The following is a 19611-nucleotide window of genomic DNA, read 5'->3' as shown; positions in this document are numbered from 1 at the left end:
TTGTTAAAAATTTATCAATTAGAACAAATGAATAGCGAAGTTTTTCCTAGTAAACATAGATAGCTTCGCAGTAGCTGAGAGCACGACTTTTGAACTTTAATACTTATCTCAAACTACTTGTATATTGTCTCTTCTTTTGATTATTTTGTACTTTCATTTCTAAAAAGGAGTTAAATAAATGAAATGTATAATCTCAGCGGTGCTATTCTTGATGTGCATATTGGCCACCAGACCTGTATTTGCGAATTCGAGTGCGTCTGATTATCGAGGCCAGTTTTGCAGCTTATGTACATCTGAAAGTAAAGCTCAGCAAATGGCTAAAACTTATGCACCACAAAAAAGCTGCTATCCATTAAAACCTAGCGCGCCTATGACCCCTGAAAACATGCAGTGTACTTCTGCAAAAAAACAGGTTTTTCTTGTACACCCTTCAAGTGGAACGACTTACGGTTTTTGGGTTACGCATGAAGATTTTTTACCCTATGATGTCAAAGTGACTGCCTTTTCGTTAACGGAAGTACAAAAAAAGGTCTTTGCAGAGGCGGCCAGTTTTTATGAAGAGATGAAGCACGTACTAGCAACTACCTCAAGTCAGAATGTGAGTCGTTATGGTTTGTCAAACGTGCGTAGTCAGGCTCAGCAGCCAGAACAATCGTGCCCATCAAATTCTGCGCTAGCAACTTTGCTCGACCCCTCAAAAATGATGGCACTGGAGGAGCTTGCGTTGGCTGAGATTACAGTTGGGATGGGTGACGGTATTGATGTTAATAAGAGAATTTATCAAGGCGCGCGTTTCACTGGAGGTTCCGTGAGTCTATCTCATTTTGGAGCGAGTGTGTCAGTCAGTATACCTGAACATGAGCAACCGCTAGTTTATGCTAAGACGTTTTATGAAAATGAAGAGTCTAGCTCATTTCGTGATGTGCTAGCGTTGAGCATAGATCATATCGGTTGGGATGCTGAAAATGTACCTTTACTGGGTATTAAGTTGAATAAAGCTCATTCGCGAGTTGCTGGGGGGAAAAGAATTACGACGCTATTGCAAGCACTTCATGGGCCGCAAGAAATTACTAATGAGTGTGTTTTATACCAGCTAGAAAAATTAAGTCAGTTCGGACAGTTGAAACTTAAGGATGGTTCGGCGACTCGGTTTGGTAATCCAGGTGGAATTCCGCTAGAGTCTGGAGACAGCAGTAAGGTAACAGGTTGCACAATTCATTTTTACAATTCTCGCAATGAATTACAGTACGTTTTTAATGTTCCAAACTCAGAATGTTGAAGAATTAAAAAAAGGGCCTTTCGGCCCTACGTGTTGCAGCAAGTAAAAAATAAGGTGATGCGGCTGTCACAGGACCGCTCACCTTTGGTCATCACAGATTAAAATCTAATCCATAACTTACGTATGCTTTAATATCGTCACTACTGTCTAGGTCGGTTTTTACTAATCCGAAGGTAAAACCTTGCGTAGATAAACTCACCCCGTAATCCATATAAGCGTCGTCTTCTCCTGTCCACTCAAGCACTGTATCTCCGCTGGAGCGACCAATATGTAGAGTTAATTCACTGTCTTTAAAAATGGGGAAGCTGGCCGACACTTCGGCATATAGCATGTCTTCTTCTGTGGTTGAGTCGCTTTGCGCTGTAGCTAAGTGGCTGAGTTTAAAAGTAAAGTATTGCCAGCCAAGCGCGGCGTAAATCTCGCCAAAATCAATATCTCCACTGGCATCGGGATAGGCGTAGTGGATATAACCGAAATCAAAACTCATGCCCTTGATTTCGCCAGCGTAACCCGCGTACAGATCCATTTCGTAACTGGCGGAGTCGCCAAAGTCGATGTTAGAGACCCAAGTGCCCGCATAAAACCCAGACTCATTGCTATAATCCAAGCCGCCAGACACCGCTGCGCCGTCATCAGTCTGGGTGATACCACGCCAGTAATAATTTGAGCTTGCCGCAATATTCGCGGTCACTTCCGCCTGAGCAGAGACACAAAAGCACGCAGTCAGGCCGCCTAGTAGCATAAGCAAAGGTTTGTTTTTCATTCTGTTTTCCCCATTGAACGCAGAGTTATTATTCGGTTGTTGTCATTGCATTTTCTGCAAAGAGTAAGTGCAAGGGGGAGGCCAATGTCAGGAAATAGCGGAGAATTTATTCTATGTTATTAAAAATATTGGAATTTAACTTCTGAGTTTCGAAAGTAGGACAGAGTGATTTGCATAAATGTTGCACATGGCTGGTGCAAAGTACCATAGCTTGCACGATATTAATGCAAGCTATGGATTGCGCTAGCCGTTATTGAAGTTTAGGTTAGTTATCCAAAGATGGTGCGCATTAGGCTGATGGTTTCATCAACACTGCGGCCTTTTTCCACTTCAGCGACTATCGAGTCACGTTTGGCGCGAATATGTTCTGGAATAGACTCATCCGCGAGTGCGCGGTCGACTAACACTTCAGCTGACTCTTTACCGCGGCGTACTGTTTTTTTGCCACCACTGCTGCCGCTGCGCTTAGGCTTATGCAGTAGCTTAAAGTAATTGGAGTTAGTGGCGGTGTCTTTATCCGCGTAATAAAACAGGCATGGTAGCAGCGCTTTAATTTCAGCAAGTTGCGTTTCAAATTCATCCACAGGAGCGGCCATCGTATACCATGGCATTGCTTTAATGGTGCTGACGACATCGGTCCAGTAACGCTCAAAATCGCGATTGTTAAGTTTAGCAACACCAAGCGCTTGGCACAAAGCGTCAAGCTTGCTCGAGGTTATTGGAGTGAACACATCAGGGCGACGCATTGCTAATAGGCGAGTAGCTGGTGCAAGCGTTGGCTTTTCCTCGTTGCCAGCAAAAGCGCTTAAATACCCCACCATAAATGACTGATAATGCTCGAGCGTCACGTCACCTTCTGCCGGGATTGTGGCTAGCGCTTCATCAAAAGCACCCGGTAGGTCGTCTAATAACTGGTGAAAGCCTTTTGCACTTTTGGTGGAGGCAAACCACTCCACGTCAAACTGATACACGCTGGTATCTAAATTTGCAGCATGCTTACCGCTAAAGGCGAGGCGATCTTCTTTAATCATATCTTTAAGTGGAGTGCTGCGCATTGATTTAAGATATTCAATCAGTTTTAATTGCTCATCTAGTGCAATCACTTCTTTGTGACTGGTAATAAATGCAGCCACCATAGGCCAAGGCGCAATGCGTAACGTTTTGAGTTGTAAAAAGCTAATCGCTGCGATGAGCAGATCTTGTAGCTTTTTCACTGTAGGTAATTGATGGTCATCCAGTAAATCAAAATTGATACGATTTTTCGCCACATCAAGCAGTTCATAACACCAACCAAGAAAATCTTCAGGGTGATTTTCCACTTTAACCGCCATCAGATTAAGGCTGATCTCCGTGGCCTGTTTGAGGATATTTTGATAAATCTGACTTTCTTGTTCGCCCAAGGCCATGTTTGACGGTGATATGAGCAGTTTCTTCATGCGGGTTAGATACTCCAAGTTTGATTAATAAACCAACCAGTAAAATATAGCTAATGATGCTAAAAACTGGCAAGGGCGAGGATCATACCGATTAGTCAAAAGGTTGCAATCGCTCAGTACAAATTATTTGCCTTTATTCATGGTATATTCGACTACAGCCGTTATCATAAAGAGAACCAAGCCTTACGAAGGAAAAGCAATGAACCGGCTAGTTAAAATCGTAGGCGCCATTGTCGCGCTTATTATTATTCTTGTTATCGCAGCCCCGTTTTTAATCCCCAAACAGGCAATTATTGACCAAGTCACGTTACAGGTTGAGTCAGTGACAGGTAGAAAACTGTCGATCGATGGCGACTCTGACATCGGTATTTTCCCAACGCTGCACATTGAGCTAAACCAAGTGCGATTTGCCAACATGGCAACGGGCAGTCGCCCAGATATGTTCGCCATGGAGCAACTTGCCGTACATATTCCGTGGTTAAGTGCGCTGTCAGGCGAAGCTAAGCTTGAGCGCTTTGTGATCAATAATCCTAAAATTATTCTAGAAACCGACAAACAAGGTAATGCTAACTGGCAGTTGCTACCCACCAGTGCAGAAAACACGCCCACGGCGCAAACCAGCTCAAAAGGTAATATGCAGTTACCAGAAGGCTTAGATGTTAGCCTTGGCGAAGTGGCGATTTATGGTGGCTCGGTGACTTATCTTGACGGTGTGACAGGCGCTGAATATCAGGTAACTGATTTAGACATTAGCGTGATGTTATCGTCACTGTACCAACCATTAGAAGTCGACGGTAAGCTGACTTTTCAAGGTCAAACTTTTAACCTAGTTACTACACTCGATAATCCAGCAAAGGCGATCGAAGGTGAAACCTTTAATGTTGAACAACAAGTAAAATCAGCGCTGTTCAACCTTGACTATAAAGGTGAAATTGCAGAGCAAGGTAAAACCATTCGCGGTCAATTAGCCTTGTCTGGCGACTCGGTAAAAGCGCTAGCTAAGTGGCAGGGCGTTGATCTAAAAGCCAAAGAAAATGCGTTCAATGACTTTGGCCTAAACGCTAAAATGACGACGCAAGGGCAAGTTTTTACTCTCAATGCCTTAGAAGCGACCTTGGACGAATTGGTAATAAAGGGTCAAAGTAAAGTCACTCTCTCTGGTAAGCCTGATATTACCGCGAGCGTTGACCTTGGCATGTTAGATCTTAATCCTTATTTGCCAGAACCTGTGGAAAAGCCACAAACGCAACCTGAGCTCGAAGGCGCACCAGCACAGCCTATCGTGTGGGATGACACTGCAATTGATTTGTCAGTACTTAATAGCCTCAATGCGAATGTGAAGATCACCTCAACAGGGCTACGTGCGAGAGAAATTAAGCTTGGCGAAAACCAAATCAGCTTAGTACTTAACTCAGGTAAGGCGACACTGAGCCTAGATAAATTCCAAGCCTATGAAGGTCAGGGTAAAGGTAAGGTTGTTGTAAATGCAGCAGCAAAACCTTATGCCATCAGTACTGACTTTGCGTTAACGGCAATTAATGCCGAGCCACTACTGACCGATGCCATTGGCTTTGACAAAGTATTGGGCAAAGGTAGTCTTAATTGGACGTTAAACACACAAGGTATCAGTCAAAAGCAATTTGTGAATGCCCTAGGTGGTAAATTAGGTTTTGAGTTCAAAGATGGTGGCGTAAAAGGCGCAAACCTTGCTGAGATGATCCGTAAGGGCAAAGAGATGCTCAAAGGTGACTTCTCTTCGGTATCGCAAGGACTCAATGCTAATTTCGACCCAGATCAAAAAACCGACTTCTCAGCCATGACTGGCACCTTTGTCTTTACCAAAGGCGTAGGTCAAAACGATGACTTCTCGTTGGCAAGCCCGTTACTACGAGTGACAGGCAAGGGCACCGTTGATTTACCACAAACTTTAGTTGATTATCGTGTGGTGACTGGAATTGTTGATACCATTGAAGGGCAAGCCAGCAGCGATGACAGTACCGGCTTTAAAATTCCGGTGCGGATCAAAGGTCCATTCCACAAAGTTGAAACTAGCTTAGACCTAAAAGAAGCGGCAAAAGACAAAGCCAAAGACAAGGTTAAGGATAAGGTAAAAGACAAACTTAAAGGTTTGTTTGGTGGATAGATCTTTATGACGCTTCAATAAACAGCTCATCTGTTTGTTTTAAATCAATTTCAGCTTAACAAGGGCTTGCCGATGGTAGCCCTTGTTCTATATTTATCGCGAGTTAATTATCTATATGCAGTTATAGTGAGCTTATGATGACTTATGCCTATAAGTTGTAACCAGCTGTAATAGAATTACTGCTATTCATGTGCTTAGATAGATGCGAATAGCTCTATAAACAAACGAAGGATAAAAGAATGAGTACACCTACTTTACTCGAATACACGGTGACGCCAAAAGCTGAGGGTAACTGGATATTTTCAAATGACGATAAACCAGTTGAACTTAAATTAGCTCAGGGTGAAAGCGCTGTTCTAACTTATAAGCTCGTTACTGATGAAGCCGGCTGGAGCTTTGCTGAAAACGGTACTTTTTTTACCGAAGCGCAAGACAATTTCAATTATAACCTTACAAGCACATTAAAAGATGAGTTAACGGTTGAGGTAAAGATTGAAGCATTGAATGTTGCGAATACGCTAAGTGAAGATGATATCAAAGCGCTTTCAGCTGACCCTGATGCGAGGGTTGTTACACTCGTAGAGAATAACAACTCGAATATTGAGTTCAGACTTGTTGCTCAATACAATTCCGCAAATGGTGCTGTGCGTTATTTCTCTCAAGATCCAAGGGTGATAATTGACGAGCCAGATGCTCCAGTCTAATTCGTAATTTGCACTTGGCACAGATAGGTAAAGTGTTCTGTGCCAATTCTTAATTCAAGTGATGGCGAGTGACATAGTGTCTTGAACCATGACAGGCGATAAAAAGACGGGCTCCAGCCTAAATCAATGCTTTTTTTCAGTGAAGCCATCGCGGAATACTTTTCTTCTATCAGTGTTTGAATTAACGATTTTACGTAAAAAGCCTCGGCTGAATCGGGGTACTCTGCCAAATATTCATCAATTGCTATTAATGCCTCTTGGTTCCGACCTAGGTGTGCCAAAGCTTGAATGCGTACGACTTCAACTTGGCTTGCTGGAGCACTGGCTAAAATTTGCTGATACACTTCACTGGCTTTCGCCTTCTCGCCCATTAGGGAGTAAATGTCTGCATAGTTAAGTAAGATTTCTACATTGCTGGGCGCCAACTGAGTCGCTCGTTCAGCAAACTCTAGTGCCCGTTCTAAATCACCTAAGAGCATCAATACAATGGCATAATTATTAAAGGTAGCCGTACTTGTATATGAGCGATTAACTAGAGCTTGATAAGATTTCTCTGCGTCATGGAGCTTACCAAGTAGAAGAGAGATATCGGCAATGGCCTTTAGTGTTTTCAGGTTGTCAGGGCCGTAGTGGCTGGCTGCTCGTAAGTAAGGTAAGGCTTCTTCATACTGGCCAAGCTTCATGTTGAGCAAGGCTGCATTGCGGATGACTTTTAAGGTCGGCCTAAGTTCATAGGCAAGCTCAATGTGATGAAGGGCCGAAGCGTAATCGTTTATTAAATTATAGTAGATGCTGATAAGTGCATGCTTTTGATACTCGTCCTTGACTGAATTCTGAATGGCTAAAAAGGTTCCTTTGGCACGGCTCTTGTCTTTTACAAACGCATAAAACTCGAGATAGGAAGTTTGAATAATTGTACTTGCCTTTAATCTCTTGGGGGCTTGCTGTAATACTTGCTCCCAGTTTAGAAGTACTTGATCATTTGAACTATCTGTATACAACTGAATTGCGAGTTCAGAGTAAAGTGAATACAGCGGCAGGAAGTCCGGCGCAGTATCAATCAGCGTTGTTAACTCTTTTAATATCGCAACGCGGTCAGCCCCTTTTACTAAGCTAGCATCATGCAGTGTGGCGTAGTTATTCAGTAATGTTTTATTGCCAGTGGCTAAATCAGTTGAGCCTCCGGTTAATGAAGTGAGGGCCGAGGCTGTAATAGCAAAAACATGGCTGTAGTTTTCACTCGACGTCATCGTTCGCGCACTATTAATTAAGGCTCCATTAGACGCATCAACTAAGTCGATAACGATGTCACAGCTTTGAATATTACAGTCTAGTTTTATCGTAATGAGCTCATTACTATTTAACGCTCGCCCCAATGCCTTTAATGGTGCGTCAACACCAATAAATTTTTGTGTTTGATCTACTTCACTGTCTGAAATGAAGACGTAATCATTATTACTTAAAAAATGTTGTTTAAGTGCGTCGTTAATTGCTAACTCGATGTTTTGTTGATGCGCTTCAAGTAGTTGAAAAGAGTTAGTGAATTTTATCGGTAGCGCTGCAATATAGATCTTGGGTTTGGTTTCCTGCCAATACCAATACCCACCAACGGCTAAGCACACTAAAAAGGTGAAAAGTGCTGCAATACCTAGTTGCTTTTTACGTGCTTTGGCTTTCTCTCTGGCTCTATCTCGTAGCTCTATTTGTTCAAGTGACACTGTCGCTTCGCTGTTATCGTAGCTAAAGGCGTGTAAAATTTGCTTTAGCTGCTGACTGACTTCATTCGCGCTACTTGGGCGAGCGTTTTTGTCGTATTGCAATAAGCGATCAATGAGCTGTGCCAGTGCAGGGGGAATACCTAAAATACGTTTAGCACTGGCTTTTAATGGCTGGAACTTGATCTGTTCAGCAATAGACTTGTCACTACCATCGTCAGCTTGTTCGAAATAAGGATGATGTCCTGCTAACAATTGATAAGCTATTAGCCCAAATGAGAATAAGTCACTGCGACTGTCTAGCGTTTCATCACGAAGTTGCTCTGGTGACATTGCTGTGAGACTACCGTAACTGGTATGTGGACGAGAGGCTTGGTTGTCTTCTAATTGTGAAATACCAAAGTCGGCAATTTTGGCTATGCTCTGTTCATTAACCAGTATATTGCCAGGTTTTAAGTCTAAATGAAGAATGTTCTGGCCATGAGCTGAGGCTAGGCCATCGGCAATATGGCTTAGTAGCTCGACTTTTTGCTCGGTAGTTAATACGTGTGTTTTTGTGTAGTGCTGTAAAGTTGCACCTTGCACATATTCCATTTCCAAAGCCATTAGCCCATCGCTTTCAAATACATCATAAATTTGTACTATATTTGGATGGTTAAAACGCGCTAACAGGCGGGCTTCGTTGAGTGCATCTGATTGCGTGTGCTGAGTTAGTGATATCACCTTTACCGCCACTCGGCGGCCTAATTTTTTGTCGGTAGCAAGGTACACTTTGCTCATTCCGCCTTCGGCGAGCAAGATCACGTCCTGATAGTATTCTTCTAACTTCAACACAGCGCTGTCTTTCTCTTTTATTATTGGGGTTAGTGTATCGCTAAAAATACTAAATTAGTACCATTTGCGTTGGGCTTAGTCGCAAATAACAAGTTGAAAATTTAACACTTTGTCATACTCACAGCCGCATGTAGGTTATAAGGATAAACAACAATAAGGACAAGCAAATGGCAAAGTTATCTTCTAATTTAGTTTCTCACTTCAGTTTGGCCGCCTTAATGGCAAGCGCTCTGCTCGTGAATACGTCTAGTATAGCGGCAGGTAACAAGCAAACCTTTAGTTACCCCAATAACGCTCGTAACGCAATAAGCCTTACGTTTGATGATGCAAGACCAAGTCAAGTTGATGTGGGAGTGCCGCTACTCAATCGCCACAAGGTGAAAGGCACATTTTATGTTATGCCACCACAGGTGAAGGAAAAGCTCGCATTGTGGCAAGCCGCTGTGAAGCAGGGGCATGAAATAGGCAATCACACCAGTGAACACTTATGTACGGGCAACTTTGCCTGGCTAAGGGAAAAGGACAAAGGACTCGAACAGGTTGATTTGGCCTACATAGAACGGGATGTAGTAAGCACCACAAAATATATTGAAAAGCATTTGGGCGTAACACCTAGAAGCTTTGCATACCCTTGTGGTAATACCTTTGTTGGTCGCGGCGCTGAAGTAAAAAGTTATGTGCCTGTGATTGCGAAGCATTTTGACAGTGGCCGCACGTGGTTAGATGAAACCGCTAACCACCCAACTTATACTGACTTTGCGCAACTCACCGGAATCAGGATGGACGGTGTTAGCTTTGAAGAACTAAAAGGGCTACTGGAGCATCTTAGGGCGAATAACAGTTGGATAATTCTTGCTGGACATGAGGTGGGCGAAAAAGGCATGTACACCGTCGACACCAAAATGTTAGACCAGCTTATTCCTTACTTACAGGACCCTAAAAACGGTTATTGGTTAGACACCGTAAGCAATGTGGGCGATTACATCAAAAGTAAAAGAGAGCCGTAGGTCGAGATTTATCTCGACTTCTCACAGGACCCTAAAAACGGTTATTAGTTAGACACCGTAAGCAATGTGGGTGATTACATCAAAAGTAAAAGAGAGTCGTAGGTCGAGATTTATCTCGACTTCTCACAGAACCCTAAAAACGGTTATTGGTTAGACACCGTAAGCAATGTGGGTGATTACATCAAAAGTAAAAGAGAGCCGTAGGTCGAGATTTATCTCGACTTGACGATTTCTAAAATTCTCTCGTCGCTCCATATAGCTGTTTGCTCAAAGCTTGAGCTTGTTTGTGAGAAAAGGATGAGAAATTCTTGTTCACAGCCTACTAAGCGATATGCCTAAACAATAATCGAAATAAAATTTTCGCTGTAAACTTTGTTTAATATTTGCGCAAGTGGTTGAATTCTCGATTGCTTGCCGCCATATCCTCAAACTGTAATCGGTACGTCATGTTAACGCGTTAAATTAATTAAAAATTGAACTATCTTTGATGCGACATTGCTGATACAATTGCCCGCCCTTGAAAGACATAATCACAGTTTTTTGAGTGGAATTTAACCTAAATGCCTTGATTTTGAACGAAATCTAGGCGAGTTGTAACTACACCGGAGGTCATTAAGATGATCCAAATGCAAACTCAGCTGGACGTTGCTGATAACAGCGGCGCTCGCAAAGTGCAGTGTATAAAAGTCCTTGGTGGTTCGCACCGTCGCTACGCAGCGGTTGGCGACATCATTAAAGTTTCTGTTAAAGAAGCGATTCCTCGCGGCAAAGTGAAGAAAGGTGATGTTAAAAACGCAGTAGTAGTGCGTACTAAAAAAGGCGTACGTCGTCCAGACGGCTCTTTAATCCGTTTCGATAGCAATGCGGCTGTTATCTTAAATGATAACTTACAGCCTATTGGTACTCGTATCTTCGGCCCTGTGACTCGTGAACTTCGTACTGAAAAGTTCATGAAGATCGTTTCACTAGCACCAGAAGTACTATAAGGAGTCGATCATGGCAGCAAAAATCCGTCGTGATGACGAAGTAATCGTACTAGCCGGTAAAGACAAAGGTAAGCGCGGTAAAGTGCTTTCAGTTGTTACTGAAACTGGCCGAGTATTTGTTGAAGGCGTTAACATCATCAAGAAACACCAGAAGCCTGTACCACAACTACAGCAAGCTGGCGGTGTTGTTGAGAAAGAAGCGTCAGTCGACGTATCAAACGTAGCGATTTTCAATGCCGAAACTGGCAAAGCGGATCGTGTAGGTTTTAGATTTGAAGACGGTAAAAAAGTCCGTTTCTTCAAGTCTACCGGTAAAACTATTTAATAGTTGGAGTAGACGATGGCGAAACTGCATGAAGTGTACAAAGACAAAGTGGTAAAAGAGCTTCAAGAGAAGTTCGGTTACAGCTCTGTCATGCAAGTCCCTCAGATCGAAAAGATCACACTTAACATGGGTGTGGGCGAAGCCCTAGCTGACAAGAAAATTCTAGAAAACGCAGTAGCAGACCTAGAATCAATCTCTGGTCAGAAGCCTCTAGTGACGAAAGCACGCAAATCAGTTGCTGGCTTTAAGATCCGTGAAGGTTACCCAATTGGCTGTAAAGTAACCCTACGCGGCGAGCGTATGTGGGATTTCCTAGAGCGTTTAGTCTCTATCGCGATGCCACGTATTCGTGACTTCCGCGGTGTTAGCGCAAAGTCTTTTGACGGTCGCGGTAACTACTCTATGGGCGTACGTGAACAAATCATCTTCCCAGAAATCGATTATGATAAAGTAGACCGCGTTCGCGGTATGGATATCACAATCACTACTTCTGCGAAAACAGATGACGAAGGCCGTGCGTTGTTAGAAGCGTTCAACTTCCCATTCAAAAAGTAAGGGTAGGGTTATGGCAAAGAATTCAATGAAAGCACGTGACGTAAAACGTGCTAAATTAGTTACTCAGTATGCTGAAAAGCGTGCTGCGTTAAAAGCTATCATCAGCGATGTTAATGCATCTGATGATGAGCGTTGGGATGCAGTGTTAAAGCTACAGTCTTTACCACGCGATTCTAGCCCTTCACGTCAACGTAATCGTTGTAACATCACGGGCCGCCCTCATGGTTACCTTCGCAAGTTCGGCTTAAGCCGTATTAAAGTTCGCGAAGCAGCGATGCGCGGTGAAATTCCTGGCCTTAAAAAGGCTAGCTGGTAATAGAATCACGGGAGTAAGACATGAGCTTGCAAGATCCAATTGCGGATTTGTTCACACGTATCCGTAACGGTCAGTCTGCGAAGAAGGTATCTGTTTCAATGCCAACTTCAAAGCTGAAAGTAGCTGTAGCTAAGGTACTTAAAGACGAAGGTTATATCACTGACTTCGCAGTATCTGGTGACGTAAAAGCAGAATTGACTATCGAACTTAAGTACTTCGAAGGCAAAGCTGTAATCGAAAACATCCAGCGTGTTAGCCGCCCTGGTCTACGTATCTATAAGAGACGTGACGAATTACCTAAGGTAATGGGTGGTCTAGGTATCGCTATCGTATCAACTTCTAAAGGCCTGATGACAGACCGCGCTGCGCGTACCGCTGGCGTTGGTGGTGAAATCATTGGCTTTGTAGCTTAATCGGAGGGGAACTATGTCTCGTATAGCGAAGGCTCCAATCAATGTTCCTGCCGGTGTTGAAGTTACAATTAACGGCCAGGACATCAAAGTTAAAGGCAAGAACGGTGAATTAACTCGCACAATCAACGATGCGGTTGAAGTTTCACTAAACGACAACGTTATCACTACAGCTCCTCGTGAAGTTGCTAATGCTTGGGCTCAAGCTGGTACTGCACGTGCGCTAATCAACAACATGATTGTTGGTGTTAACGATGGTTATGAGAAGAAACTACAGCTAGTAGGTGTTGGTTACCGTGCGGCAGTTAAGGGTAATACATTAGATTTAACCCTTGGCTTTTCTCACCCAGTGAACTTCGAGATCCCAACAGGTATCACTATCGAAGCTCCAAGCCAGACTGAAATTGTTGTTAAAGGCGCAGACAAGCAGTTAGTTGGTCAAACAGCTGCTAACATCCGCTCATACCGTGAACCAGAGCCTTATAAAGGTAAAGGTGTACGTTACGCTGATGAGCACGTGCGTCGTAAAGAGGCTAAGAAGAAGTAAGGTAAGACGATGGATAAGAAAACAGCTCGTCTACGTCGTGCTAAGCGCACTCGTAGAAATATTATCGAACAAGGCACAACACGTCTTGTTATCCACCGCACGCCACGTCACATTTACGCTCAAGTAATCAATGCTGAGGGTAATGTACTGGCTGCTGCTTCTACTGTTGAAAAAGCAATTGTTGAAACAGTTAAAGGCACAGGCAACATCGAAGCGGCTCAAGCAGTTGGTAAAGCAATCGCTGAGCGCGTAGCTGACAAAGGCGTTGAAAAAATCGCTTTTGATCGCAGTGGCTTTAAATATCACGGCCGTGTGAAGGCGCTAGCTGATGCTGCGCGCGAAGCCGGTCTGCAATTCTAGGAGTAGACAATGGCTAACGTAGAAGCAAAAGCACAACAGCCTGAATTGGCTGAAAAGCTAATCGCGGTAAACCGTGTGTCTAAAGTGGTTAAAGGTGGTCGTATCTTTAGCTTCACTGCACTAACTGTAGTTGGTGATGGCGCTGGTAAAGTAGGTTTTGGTTATGGTAAAGCACGTGAAGTTCCTGCTGCTATTCAAAAAGCAATGGAAAAAGCACGTCGCAACATGATCACTGTTGAACTAAAAGGTAACACGCTACAGCACCCAATCAAGGGTCGCCACGCGGGTTCTAAAGTATACATGCAGCCAGCATCTGAAGGTACAGGTATCATCGCAGGTGGTGCGATGCGTGCAGTACTAGAAGTAACTGGTGTACAGAACGTACTATCTAAAGCATACGGTTCAACTAACCCGATCAACATCGTTCGCGCAACTATCGCAGCGCTAGAGAATATGAATTCTCCAGAAGGTATTGCTGCGAAGCGTGGTCTTAGCGTTGACGAAATCTTGGGGTAAGACACCATGGCAAACACAGTAAAAGTAACTCAAGTACGTAGCTCAATCGGTCGTTTACCGAAGCATAAAGCTACATTACGTGGCCTTGGTTTACGTCGTATCAATCACACTGTTGAGCTAGAAGATACGCCAGCAGTTCGCGGTATGATCAACCAAGTTTCTTACATGGTTAAGGTTGAGGGGTAATTCGATGAACTTGAATACACTTTCACCTGCTGCAGGTTCAAAAACAGCTGGTAAGCGTGTTGGCCGTGGTATCGGTTCTGGTCTTGGTAAGACTGGTGGCCGTGGTCACAAAGGTCAAAAGTCACGCTCTGGCGGTAAAGTACGCGTTGGTTTCGAAGGCGGTCAAATGCCTATGCAACGTCGTCTACCTAAGTTTGGTTTCACTTCACGCAAGTCTCTTGTGTCTAAAGAAGTGAATCTATTCGAAATCGCTAAAGTTGAAGGCGATGTGGTAGATCTAAACGCGTTACAGGCAGCTGGTATCGTTAAAAAGAACATCCAGTTCGTAAAAGTTGTAAAATCTGGCGAAGTTTCACGCGCTGTTACTGTTAAAGGCATGAAAGTGTCTAAAGGTGCACGCGAAGCTATCGAAGCTGCCGGAGGCAAGGTAGAAGACTAAGGAAGTACGCTATGGCTAAACCAGGTCAAGATATGCAAAGTGCACAAAGTGGGCTTGCGGAACTGAAGCGCCGATTACTATTCGTATTGGGTGCTATCATTATTTACCGTCTGGGCTCTTTTGTGCCAATCCCTGGGATTGACGCCGCTGTACTTGCCGAATTCTTCGAGCAACAAAAGGGCACCATTGTTGAGATGTTCAACATGTTCAGCGGTGGTGCGCTTGAGCGTGCATCGGTATTGGCGCTAGGTATTATGCCGTACATCTCGGCTTCGATTATTATGCAGCTATTAACGCACATACATCCTGCGATGATAGAGCTTAAGAAAGAAGGTGAGCAAGGGCGTAAGAAAATAAGCCAGTATACGCGTTATGGTACGCTTGTGCTTGCTACATTCCAATCGATAGGTATCGCTACTGGTCTACCTAACATGATGGAAGGCCTAGTTGTGAATCCAGGCTTCGGCTTTTATTTCACAGCTGTAGTGAGCTTAGTCACAGGAACTATGTTCCTTATGTGGTTGGGCGAACAAATCACTGAGCGTGGTATCGGTAACGGTATCTCAGTTCTAATATTTGTTGGTATTGTAGCTAACCTGCCGTCTGCAATTGGTTCGACAGCAGAAATGGCGCGCCAAGGTGATCTGCATATTTTAGCATTGTTATTGATTGCGGTAATCGTATTCGCTGTAACTTACCTAGTTGTGTTCTTCGAGCGTGGTCAACGTCGTATCGTTGTAAACTATGCGAAGCGTCAACAAGGTCGTCAGGTATTTGCTGCTCAAAGCACGCACTTACCACTAAAAGTTAACATGGCGGGTGTTATTCCACCAATCTTTGCTAGCAGTATCATTTTGTTCCCTGGTACAATAGCAAGCTGGTTTGGCCAAGGTGAAGGTCCGGTCGCTGATGTGCTACAAGCTATCTCAGCAGTATTGACTCCAGGTCAACCACTGTATGCGATGGTATTAGCTGCGGCTATTATCTTCTTCTGCTTCTTCTACACTGCGTTGGTGTTTAACCCGCGTGAGACAGCAGATAACCTGAAAAAATCTGGCGCTTTTATTCCAGGCATTCGTCCAGGTGAGCAGACATCTAAATACATTGATAAAGTGATGACACGCCTGACATTGGCAGGTGCTTTGTATATAACCTTTATCTGTCTGGTGCCCGAGTTTATGACTATGGCATGGCAAACGCCATTCTACTTCGGCGGTACATCGATTCTGATTATCGTTGTTGTCATCATGGACTTTATGGCACAAGTACAGACTCATATGATGTCACATCAATATGATTCTGTGCTGAAAAAAGCGAACCTTAAAGGCTACGGCCGTTAAGGTCAGTTTACGGAGTTGAGTAATGAAAGTACGTGCTTCCGTTAAGAAAATTTGCCGTAACTGCAAAGTAATCAAGCGTGCAGGTGTTGTACGTGTGATCTGCAGTGAGCCAAAGCACAAGCAAAGGCAAGGCTAAGCAAATTAAGTCGTGCAGGCTGAGTAACTTTACTTAGCCTGTTTCTTTGGTAAAACTTGAATGTCGGTTGGGTATCCTATACGGGCTTTCCAGCAAGATGATAATCAAGTTTATTTATAGGAGATATGTTAGTGGCCCGTATCGCAGGCATTAACGTTCCTGATCATAAGCATGCTGTTATCGGTTTAACAAGCATCTATGGTGTAGGTAAAACTCGCGCTAAGGCGATCTTAGCTGCGACAGGTATCGCTGAAACTACTAAAATCGGCGAGTTAAATGACGAAACACTTGACATCCTTCGTGAAGAAGTTGGCAAGTACACTGTTGAAGGTGATCTTCGTCGTGAAGTTACACTAAACATCAAGCGTCTTATGGACCTTGGTTGTTTCCGTGGCTTACGTCACCGTCGTTCGCTACCACTACGTGGTCAGCGTACTAAGACTAACGCGCGTACTCGTAAGGGTCCTCGCAAGCCTATCAAGAAATAAGGTGGGGTAAGTTATGGCAAAAGCACCAATTCGTCGTAAAAAGGTCAAAAAGCAGGTTGTTGACGGCATGGCTCACGTTCATGCATCTTTCAACAACACGATTGTGACCATCACTGACCGTCAAGGTAATGCTCTTTCTTGGGCGACTGCAGGTGGTTCAGGTTTCCGTGGTTCTCGTAAGTCTACTCCATTCGCTGCACAGGTTGCTGCGGAGCGTGCAGGTGTTGCTGCACAAGAGTACGGTCTTAAGAACCTAGAAGTATTCATCAAAGGTCCAGGTCCAGGCCGTGAGTCTGCTGTTCGTGCATTGAATGCTGCTGGTTACCGTATCACTAACATCACTGACGTGACGCCAATTCCACACAATGGTTGTCGTCCACCGAAGAAACGTCGCGTATAACAATAGGTTAGGAGAAAGAACATGGCAAGATATTTGGGCCCTAAGCTCAAGCTGAGTCGTCGTGAAGGTACTGACCTGTTCCTTAAAAGCGGCGTAAGAGCAATTGACTCTAAGTGTAAACTAGAAACAGCACCTGGTCAGCACGGCGCACGTAAAGGTCGTCTATCTGATTACGGTTTACAGCTACGTGAAAAGCAAAAAGTTCGTCGTATCTACGGTGTACTAGAAAAGCAATTCCGTAACTACTACAAAGAAGCTGCTCGCCTTAAAGGTAACACAGGTGAAAACTTGTTACAGCTTCTAGAGCAACGTCTAGACAATGTTGTATATCGCATGGGTTTTGCAAGCACACGTGCTGAAGCACGTCAGCTAGTAAGCCACAAAGCGATTATGGTTAATGGTCGTGTTGTTAATATCCCTTCTTTCGTAGTTACTCCTGAAGATGTAGTAGTAATTCGCGAGAAGTCTAAAAAGCAAGCGCGTATCATCGCTGCTCTAGAGTTGGCTGAGCAACGTGAAAAGCCAACTTGGATTGAAGTTGACGGTAAGAAAATGGAAGGCACTTTCAAGCGTCTACCAGAGCGTTCTGATCTGTCTGCGGACATTAACGAACAACTAATCGTCGAACTTTACTCGAAGTAAAGTTAAGAGTTAAGAGAGGATAAAATGCAGGGTTCTGTAACCGAATTCCTAAAACCAAGATTAGTCGATATCGACGCTGTAAGCTCAACGCGTTCTAAAGTAGTTTTAGAGCCTCTAGAGCGTGGTTTTGGCCACACACTAGGTAATGCTCTACGTCGTATACTTCTTTCATCTATGCCTGGTTGTGCTGTGACAGAAGTTGAAATTGACGGCGTATTGCACGAGTACAGCGCGAAAGAAGGCGTACAAGAAGACATCATTGAAATTCTGTTAAACCTTAAAGGTCTAGCGGTATCTCTAGAAGGTAAAGATGAAGTTTTCCTTACCCTGACTAAGTCTGGTGTAGGCCCTGTGACTGCGGCTGATATCCAGCACGACGGAGATGTGACTATCGCCAACCCTGAGCATGTCATTTGTCACTTAACTGCTGACAATAGCGAAATCAGCATGCGCATTCGTGTTGAGCGTGGTCGCGGTTATGTACCGGCGTCTAGTCGTTTATCCTCTGATGACGATGAGCGTCCAATCGGCCGTTTGTTGCTAGATGCATCATTCAGCCCGGTTGAGCGTATTGCGTACTCGGTTGAGTCAGCTCGTGTTGAGCAGCGTACAGACTTAGATAAACTAATCATCGATATGGAAACGAACGGCACTTTAGATCCTGAAGAAGCGATCCGCCGTGCGTCAACTATCCTTGCTGAGCAGTTAGATGCATTCGTAGACCTACGTGATGTTTCTGAGCCAGAAGAGAAAGAAGAGAAACCGGAGTTCGATCCGATTCTACTTCGTCCAGTTGATGACTTAGAACTAACTGTACGTTCTGCAAACTGTCTGAAAGCCGAGCAAATTCAATATATCGGTGACTTAGTACAGCGTACTGAAGTTGAGCTTCTGAAAACACCAAACCTTGGTAAGAAGTCTCTAACTGAAATTAAAGACGTGCTAGCTTCACGTGGTCTATCTCTGGGTATGCGCCTAGAAAACTGGCCACCTGCAAGTCTAGCTGAGTAATCTAAGTTACTATATTAGTTTAGTTAGAAGGATAGGGTCATGCGCCATCGTAAGAGTGGTCGTCAATTAAACCGTAACAGCAGCCATCGCAAAGCGATGTTTAGCAACATGGCTGGTTCTTTGGTGAAGCACGAAATCATCAAAACTACTTTGCCTAAAGCAAAAGAGCTGCGCCGTGTAATTGAACCTTTAATCACACTGGCTAAGACTGACAGCGTAGCAAACCGTCGTTTAGCGTTTGCTCGCACGCGTGATAAAGAAGTAGTTGGTAAATTGTTCTCTGAGATCGGTCCACGTTTCGCGGATCGTCCAGGTGGTTACACTCGTATTCTTAAGTGTGGCTTCCGTACAGGTGACAATGCGCCAATGGCTTATATTGAACTACTAGATCGCCCAGCGACAGAAGAAGTTCAAGAAGACGCGCAGTCTGCAGAGTAATTAGTCTTTTTAAAGACACAAAAAAGCCGAGCATAGCTCGGCTTTTTCTTTTTATATCCCTTAAGACTTTTGCGTCTGTTTATAATAACTAAACGCTCTCTCATATCTTTTGGTCACTATTCTTATTAGCTTCATTTATAAAGTTAGCAATTGAAGAACCTGCAACTGCTAACTCATACATTACCGACAATGTATTCTGCTCTAATCAACATAAAAATTGAACTTGGTCCAGTTGATAAAATAAAAGAGGGCTTACAGCTATTCATCTTCTACAACAGTAGTTTTTAGGAGTTATCTCAATTCCCTCAGCCTAAACTGAATAGATTCAGTTTAGGCCGGTTTGTTTTATAGATAGTGTTCACCAAGTCCATACTAAAAAGTGCTATCTATAGTAGACACACCTCTCTTACATATTTGTAGATTCGAAAATTGTGTTAATTAAACTAGAAAAGTCGCCTTTAGAAAGCCTAATATGCCTTATTAACGTGTTAAAAATGAACGTTTCGGCTTTTTTTTGCTCGAGCGATCTATTTTTTGCAATTTTCTTTAAAAAAAGGGTTGCACTAAAATCGGATCGCCCTATAATGCGACCCCACTGACACGGGGCGCTACGCTGAAAAGCAAAGCAGCAACGA

The 19611-nt window shown here is 43.8% G+C and carries 24 protein-coding genes; 21 read left to right on the top strand and 3 right to left on the bottom strand.

The genetic code is table 11. The annotated features are described in order from the left end of the window. Nucleotides 1-178: 178 nt before the first annotated feature. Nucleotides 179-1279, top strand: a complete 1101-nt coding sequence (locus MHN32_RS14715) for a hypothetical protein (protein WP_235368403.1) — start codon at nucleotides 179-181, stop codon at nucleotides 1277-1279. A gap of 91 nt (nucleotides 1280-1370) precedes the next feature. On the opposite strand, the gene MHN32_RS14710 is transcribed toward MHN32_RS14715, so the two are convergent. Both MHN32_RS14710 and MHN32_RS14705 read right to left on the bottom strand, forming a co-directional pair. Further along, nucleotides 1371-2042, bottom strand: a complete 672-nt coding sequence (locus tag MHN32_RS14710; protein ID WP_010378243.1) for a TorF family putative porin — start codon at nucleotides 2040-2042, stop codon at nucleotides 1371-1373. Between the two features lie 269 nt (nucleotides 2043-2311). Further along, on the bottom strand, nucleotides 2312-3478 hold the full coding sequence (locus MHN32_RS14705) for a hypothetical protein (protein WP_239422208.1): 1167 nt from the start codon (nucleotides 3476-3478) through the stop codon (nucleotides 2312-2314). 199 nt (nucleotides 3479-3677) lie between these two features. Here MHN32_RS14705 and MHN32_RS14700 point away from each other — a divergent pair, with 199 nt between their 5' ends. Together MHN32_RS14700 and MHN32_RS14695 are read left to right on the top strand one after the other, a co-directional pair. Next, the gene (locus MHN32_RS14700; protein ID WP_239422207.1) at nucleotides 3678-5621 is read left to right on the top strand and encodes an AsmA family protein; all 1944 of its coding nucleotides are present in this window, start codon (nucleotides 3678-3680) and stop codon (nucleotides 5619-5621) included. A gap of 239 nt (nucleotides 5622-5860) precedes the next feature. Beyond that, nucleotides 5861-6325, top strand: coding sequence for a hypothetical protein (locus MHN32_RS14695; RefSeq protein ID WP_239422206.1), 465 nt, complete (start codon nucleotides 5861-5863; stop codon nucleotides 6323-6325). Here MHN32_RS14695 and MHN32_RS14690 read toward each other — a convergent pair. Further along, on the bottom strand, nucleotides 6322-8874 hold the full coding sequence (locus MHN32_RS14690) for a serine/threonine-protein kinase (RefSeq protein ID WP_239422205.1): 2553 nt from the start codon (nucleotides 8872-8874) through the stop codon (nucleotides 6322-6324). The genes MHN32_RS14695 and MHN32_RS14690 overlap by 4 nt on opposite strands. Before the next feature lie 167 nt (nucleotides 8875-9041). Between MHN32_RS14690 and MHN32_RS14685 the strand changes: the two genes are divergently transcribed. The 18 genes from MHN32_RS14685 to rplQ all read left to right on the top strand — a co-directional run bounded on the left by MHN32_RS14685 (nucleotide 9042) and on the right by rplQ (nucleotide 18976). Continuing rightward, entirely contained in the window at nucleotides 9042-9881 is an 840-nt protein-coding gene (locus tag MHN32_RS14685) for a polysaccharide deacetylase family protein (RefSeq protein WP_239422204.1), read from the top strand. A 617-nt stretch (nucleotides 9882-10498) separates the two neighbouring features. Next, the gene (rplN, locus tag MHN32_RS14680) at nucleotides 10499-10867 is read left to right on the top strand and encodes a 50S ribosomal protein L14 (RefSeq protein ID WP_010378257.1); all 369 of its coding nucleotides are present in this window, start codon (nucleotides 10499-10501) and stop codon (nucleotides 10865-10867) included. A gap of 10 nt (nucleotides 10868-10877) precedes the next feature. Beyond that, nucleotides 10878-11192, top strand: coding sequence for a 50S ribosomal protein L24 (rplX, locus tag MHN32_RS14675; RefSeq protein ID WP_010378260.1), 315 nt, complete (start codon nucleotides 10878-10880; stop codon nucleotides 11190-11192). A 15-nt stretch (nucleotides 11193-11207) separates the two neighbouring features. Continuing rightward, on the top strand, nucleotides 11208-11747 hold the full coding sequence (rplE, locus tag MHN32_RS14670; protein ID WP_010378262.1) for a 50S ribosomal protein L5: 540 nt from the start codon (nucleotides 11208-11210) through the stop codon (nucleotides 11745-11747). 10 nt (nucleotides 11748-11757) lie between these two features. Then, nucleotides 11758-12063: a 30S ribosomal protein S14 gene (gene rpsN, locus MHN32_RS14665; RefSeq protein ID WP_010378264.1), complete on the top strand. Its 306-nt coding sequence runs from the start codon at nucleotides 11758-11760 to the stop codon at nucleotides 12061-12063. 20 nt (nucleotides 12064-12083) lie between these two features. Beyond that, nucleotides 12084-12476 (top strand): 30S ribosomal protein S8, encoded by a 393-nt coding sequence (rpsH, locus tag MHN32_RS14660; RefSeq protein WP_010378266.1) that lies wholly within the window; start codon nucleotides 12084-12086, stop codon nucleotides 12474-12476. 13 nt (nucleotides 12477-12489) lie between these two features. Continuing rightward, a complete protein-coding gene (rplF, locus tag MHN32_RS14655) occupies nucleotides 12490-13020 on the top strand; it encodes a 50S ribosomal protein L6 (RefSeq protein WP_102057674.1) in 531 nt (176 codons plus the stop codon). A 9-nt stretch (nucleotides 13021-13029) separates the two neighbouring features. Continuing rightward, entirely contained in the window at nucleotides 13030-13380 is a 351-nt protein-coding gene (rplR, locus tag MHN32_RS14650; protein WP_010378271.1) for a 50S ribosomal protein L18, read from the top strand. Nucleotides 13381-13389: 9 nt separating this feature from the next. Next, nucleotides 13390-13896 carry a 30S ribosomal protein S5 gene (rpsE, locus tag MHN32_RS14645; protein ID WP_010606806.1) on the top strand — a complete coding sequence of 169 codons (507 nt, stop codon included), beginning with the start codon at nucleotides 13390-13392 and terminating at the stop codon, nucleotides 13894-13896. 6 nt (nucleotides 13897-13902) lie between these two features. Then, complete coding sequence (gene rpmD, locus MHN32_RS14640) at nucleotides 13903-14082, top strand: 50S ribosomal protein L30 (protein WP_010378276.1); 180 nt, start codon at nucleotides 13903-13905, stop codon at nucleotides 14080-14082. A gap of 4 nt (nucleotides 14083-14086) precedes the next feature. After that, nucleotides 14087-14521, top strand: coding sequence for a 50S ribosomal protein L15 (gene rplO, locus MHN32_RS14635; protein ID WP_095728863.1), 435 nt, complete (start codon nucleotides 14087-14089; stop codon nucleotides 14519-14521). 11 nt (nucleotides 14522-14532) lie between these two features. Next, nucleotides 14533-15861 carry a preprotein translocase subunit SecY gene (gene secY, locus MHN32_RS14630; protein ID WP_010606805.1) on the top strand — a complete coding sequence of 443 codons (1329 nt, stop codon included), beginning with the start codon at nucleotides 14533-14535 and terminating at the stop codon, nucleotides 15859-15861. Nucleotides 15862-15883: 22 nt separating this feature from the next. After that, entirely contained in the window at nucleotides 15884-15997 is a 114-nt protein-coding gene (gene rpmJ, locus MHN32_RS14625; protein ID WP_002959476.1) for a 50S ribosomal protein L36, read from the top strand. Nucleotides 15998-16128: 131 nt separating this feature from the next. Beyond that, entirely contained in the window at nucleotides 16129-16485 is a 357-nt protein-coding gene (gene rpsM, locus MHN32_RS14620) for a 30S ribosomal protein S13 (RefSeq protein WP_010378282.1), read from the top strand. Nucleotides 16486-16498: 13 nt separating this feature from the next. Beyond that, entirely contained in the window at nucleotides 16499-16885 is a 387-nt protein-coding gene (gene rpsK / locus MHN32_RS14615) for a 30S ribosomal protein S11 (RefSeq protein WP_010378285.1), read from the top strand. 21 nt (nucleotides 16886-16906) lie between these two features. Continuing rightward, the gene (gene rpsD / locus MHN32_RS14610) at nucleotides 16907-17527 is read left to right on the top strand and encodes a 30S ribosomal protein S4 (RefSeq protein WP_017218390.1); all 621 of its coding nucleotides are present in this window, start codon (nucleotides 16907-16909) and stop codon (nucleotides 17525-17527) included. A 24-nt stretch (nucleotides 17528-17551) separates the two neighbouring features. Further along, entirely contained in the window at nucleotides 17552-18538 is a 987-nt protein-coding gene (gene rpoA / locus MHN32_RS14605; protein WP_010378288.1) for a DNA-directed RNA polymerase subunit alpha, read from the top strand. Between the two features lie 39 nt (nucleotides 18539-18577). Beyond that, nucleotides 18578-18976: a 50S ribosomal protein L17 gene (gene rplQ / locus MHN32_RS14600; protein ID WP_010606804.1), complete on the top strand. Its 399-nt coding sequence runs from the start codon at nucleotides 18578-18580 to the stop codon at nucleotides 18974-18976. The last annotated feature ends 635 nt before the right edge of the window (nucleotides 18977-19611 follow it).

The sequence above is a fragment of the Pseudoalteromonas sp. Of11M-6 genome, from assembly GCF_022347905.1.
In the GTDB taxonomy this organism is placed as follows: domain Bacteria; phylum Pseudomonadota; class Gammaproteobacteria; order Enterobacterales; family Alteromonadaceae; genus Pseudoalteromonas.
Note: the sequence above shows the minus strand (reverse complement) of the source record. Positions and strands in the feature narration are given on the sequence as shown.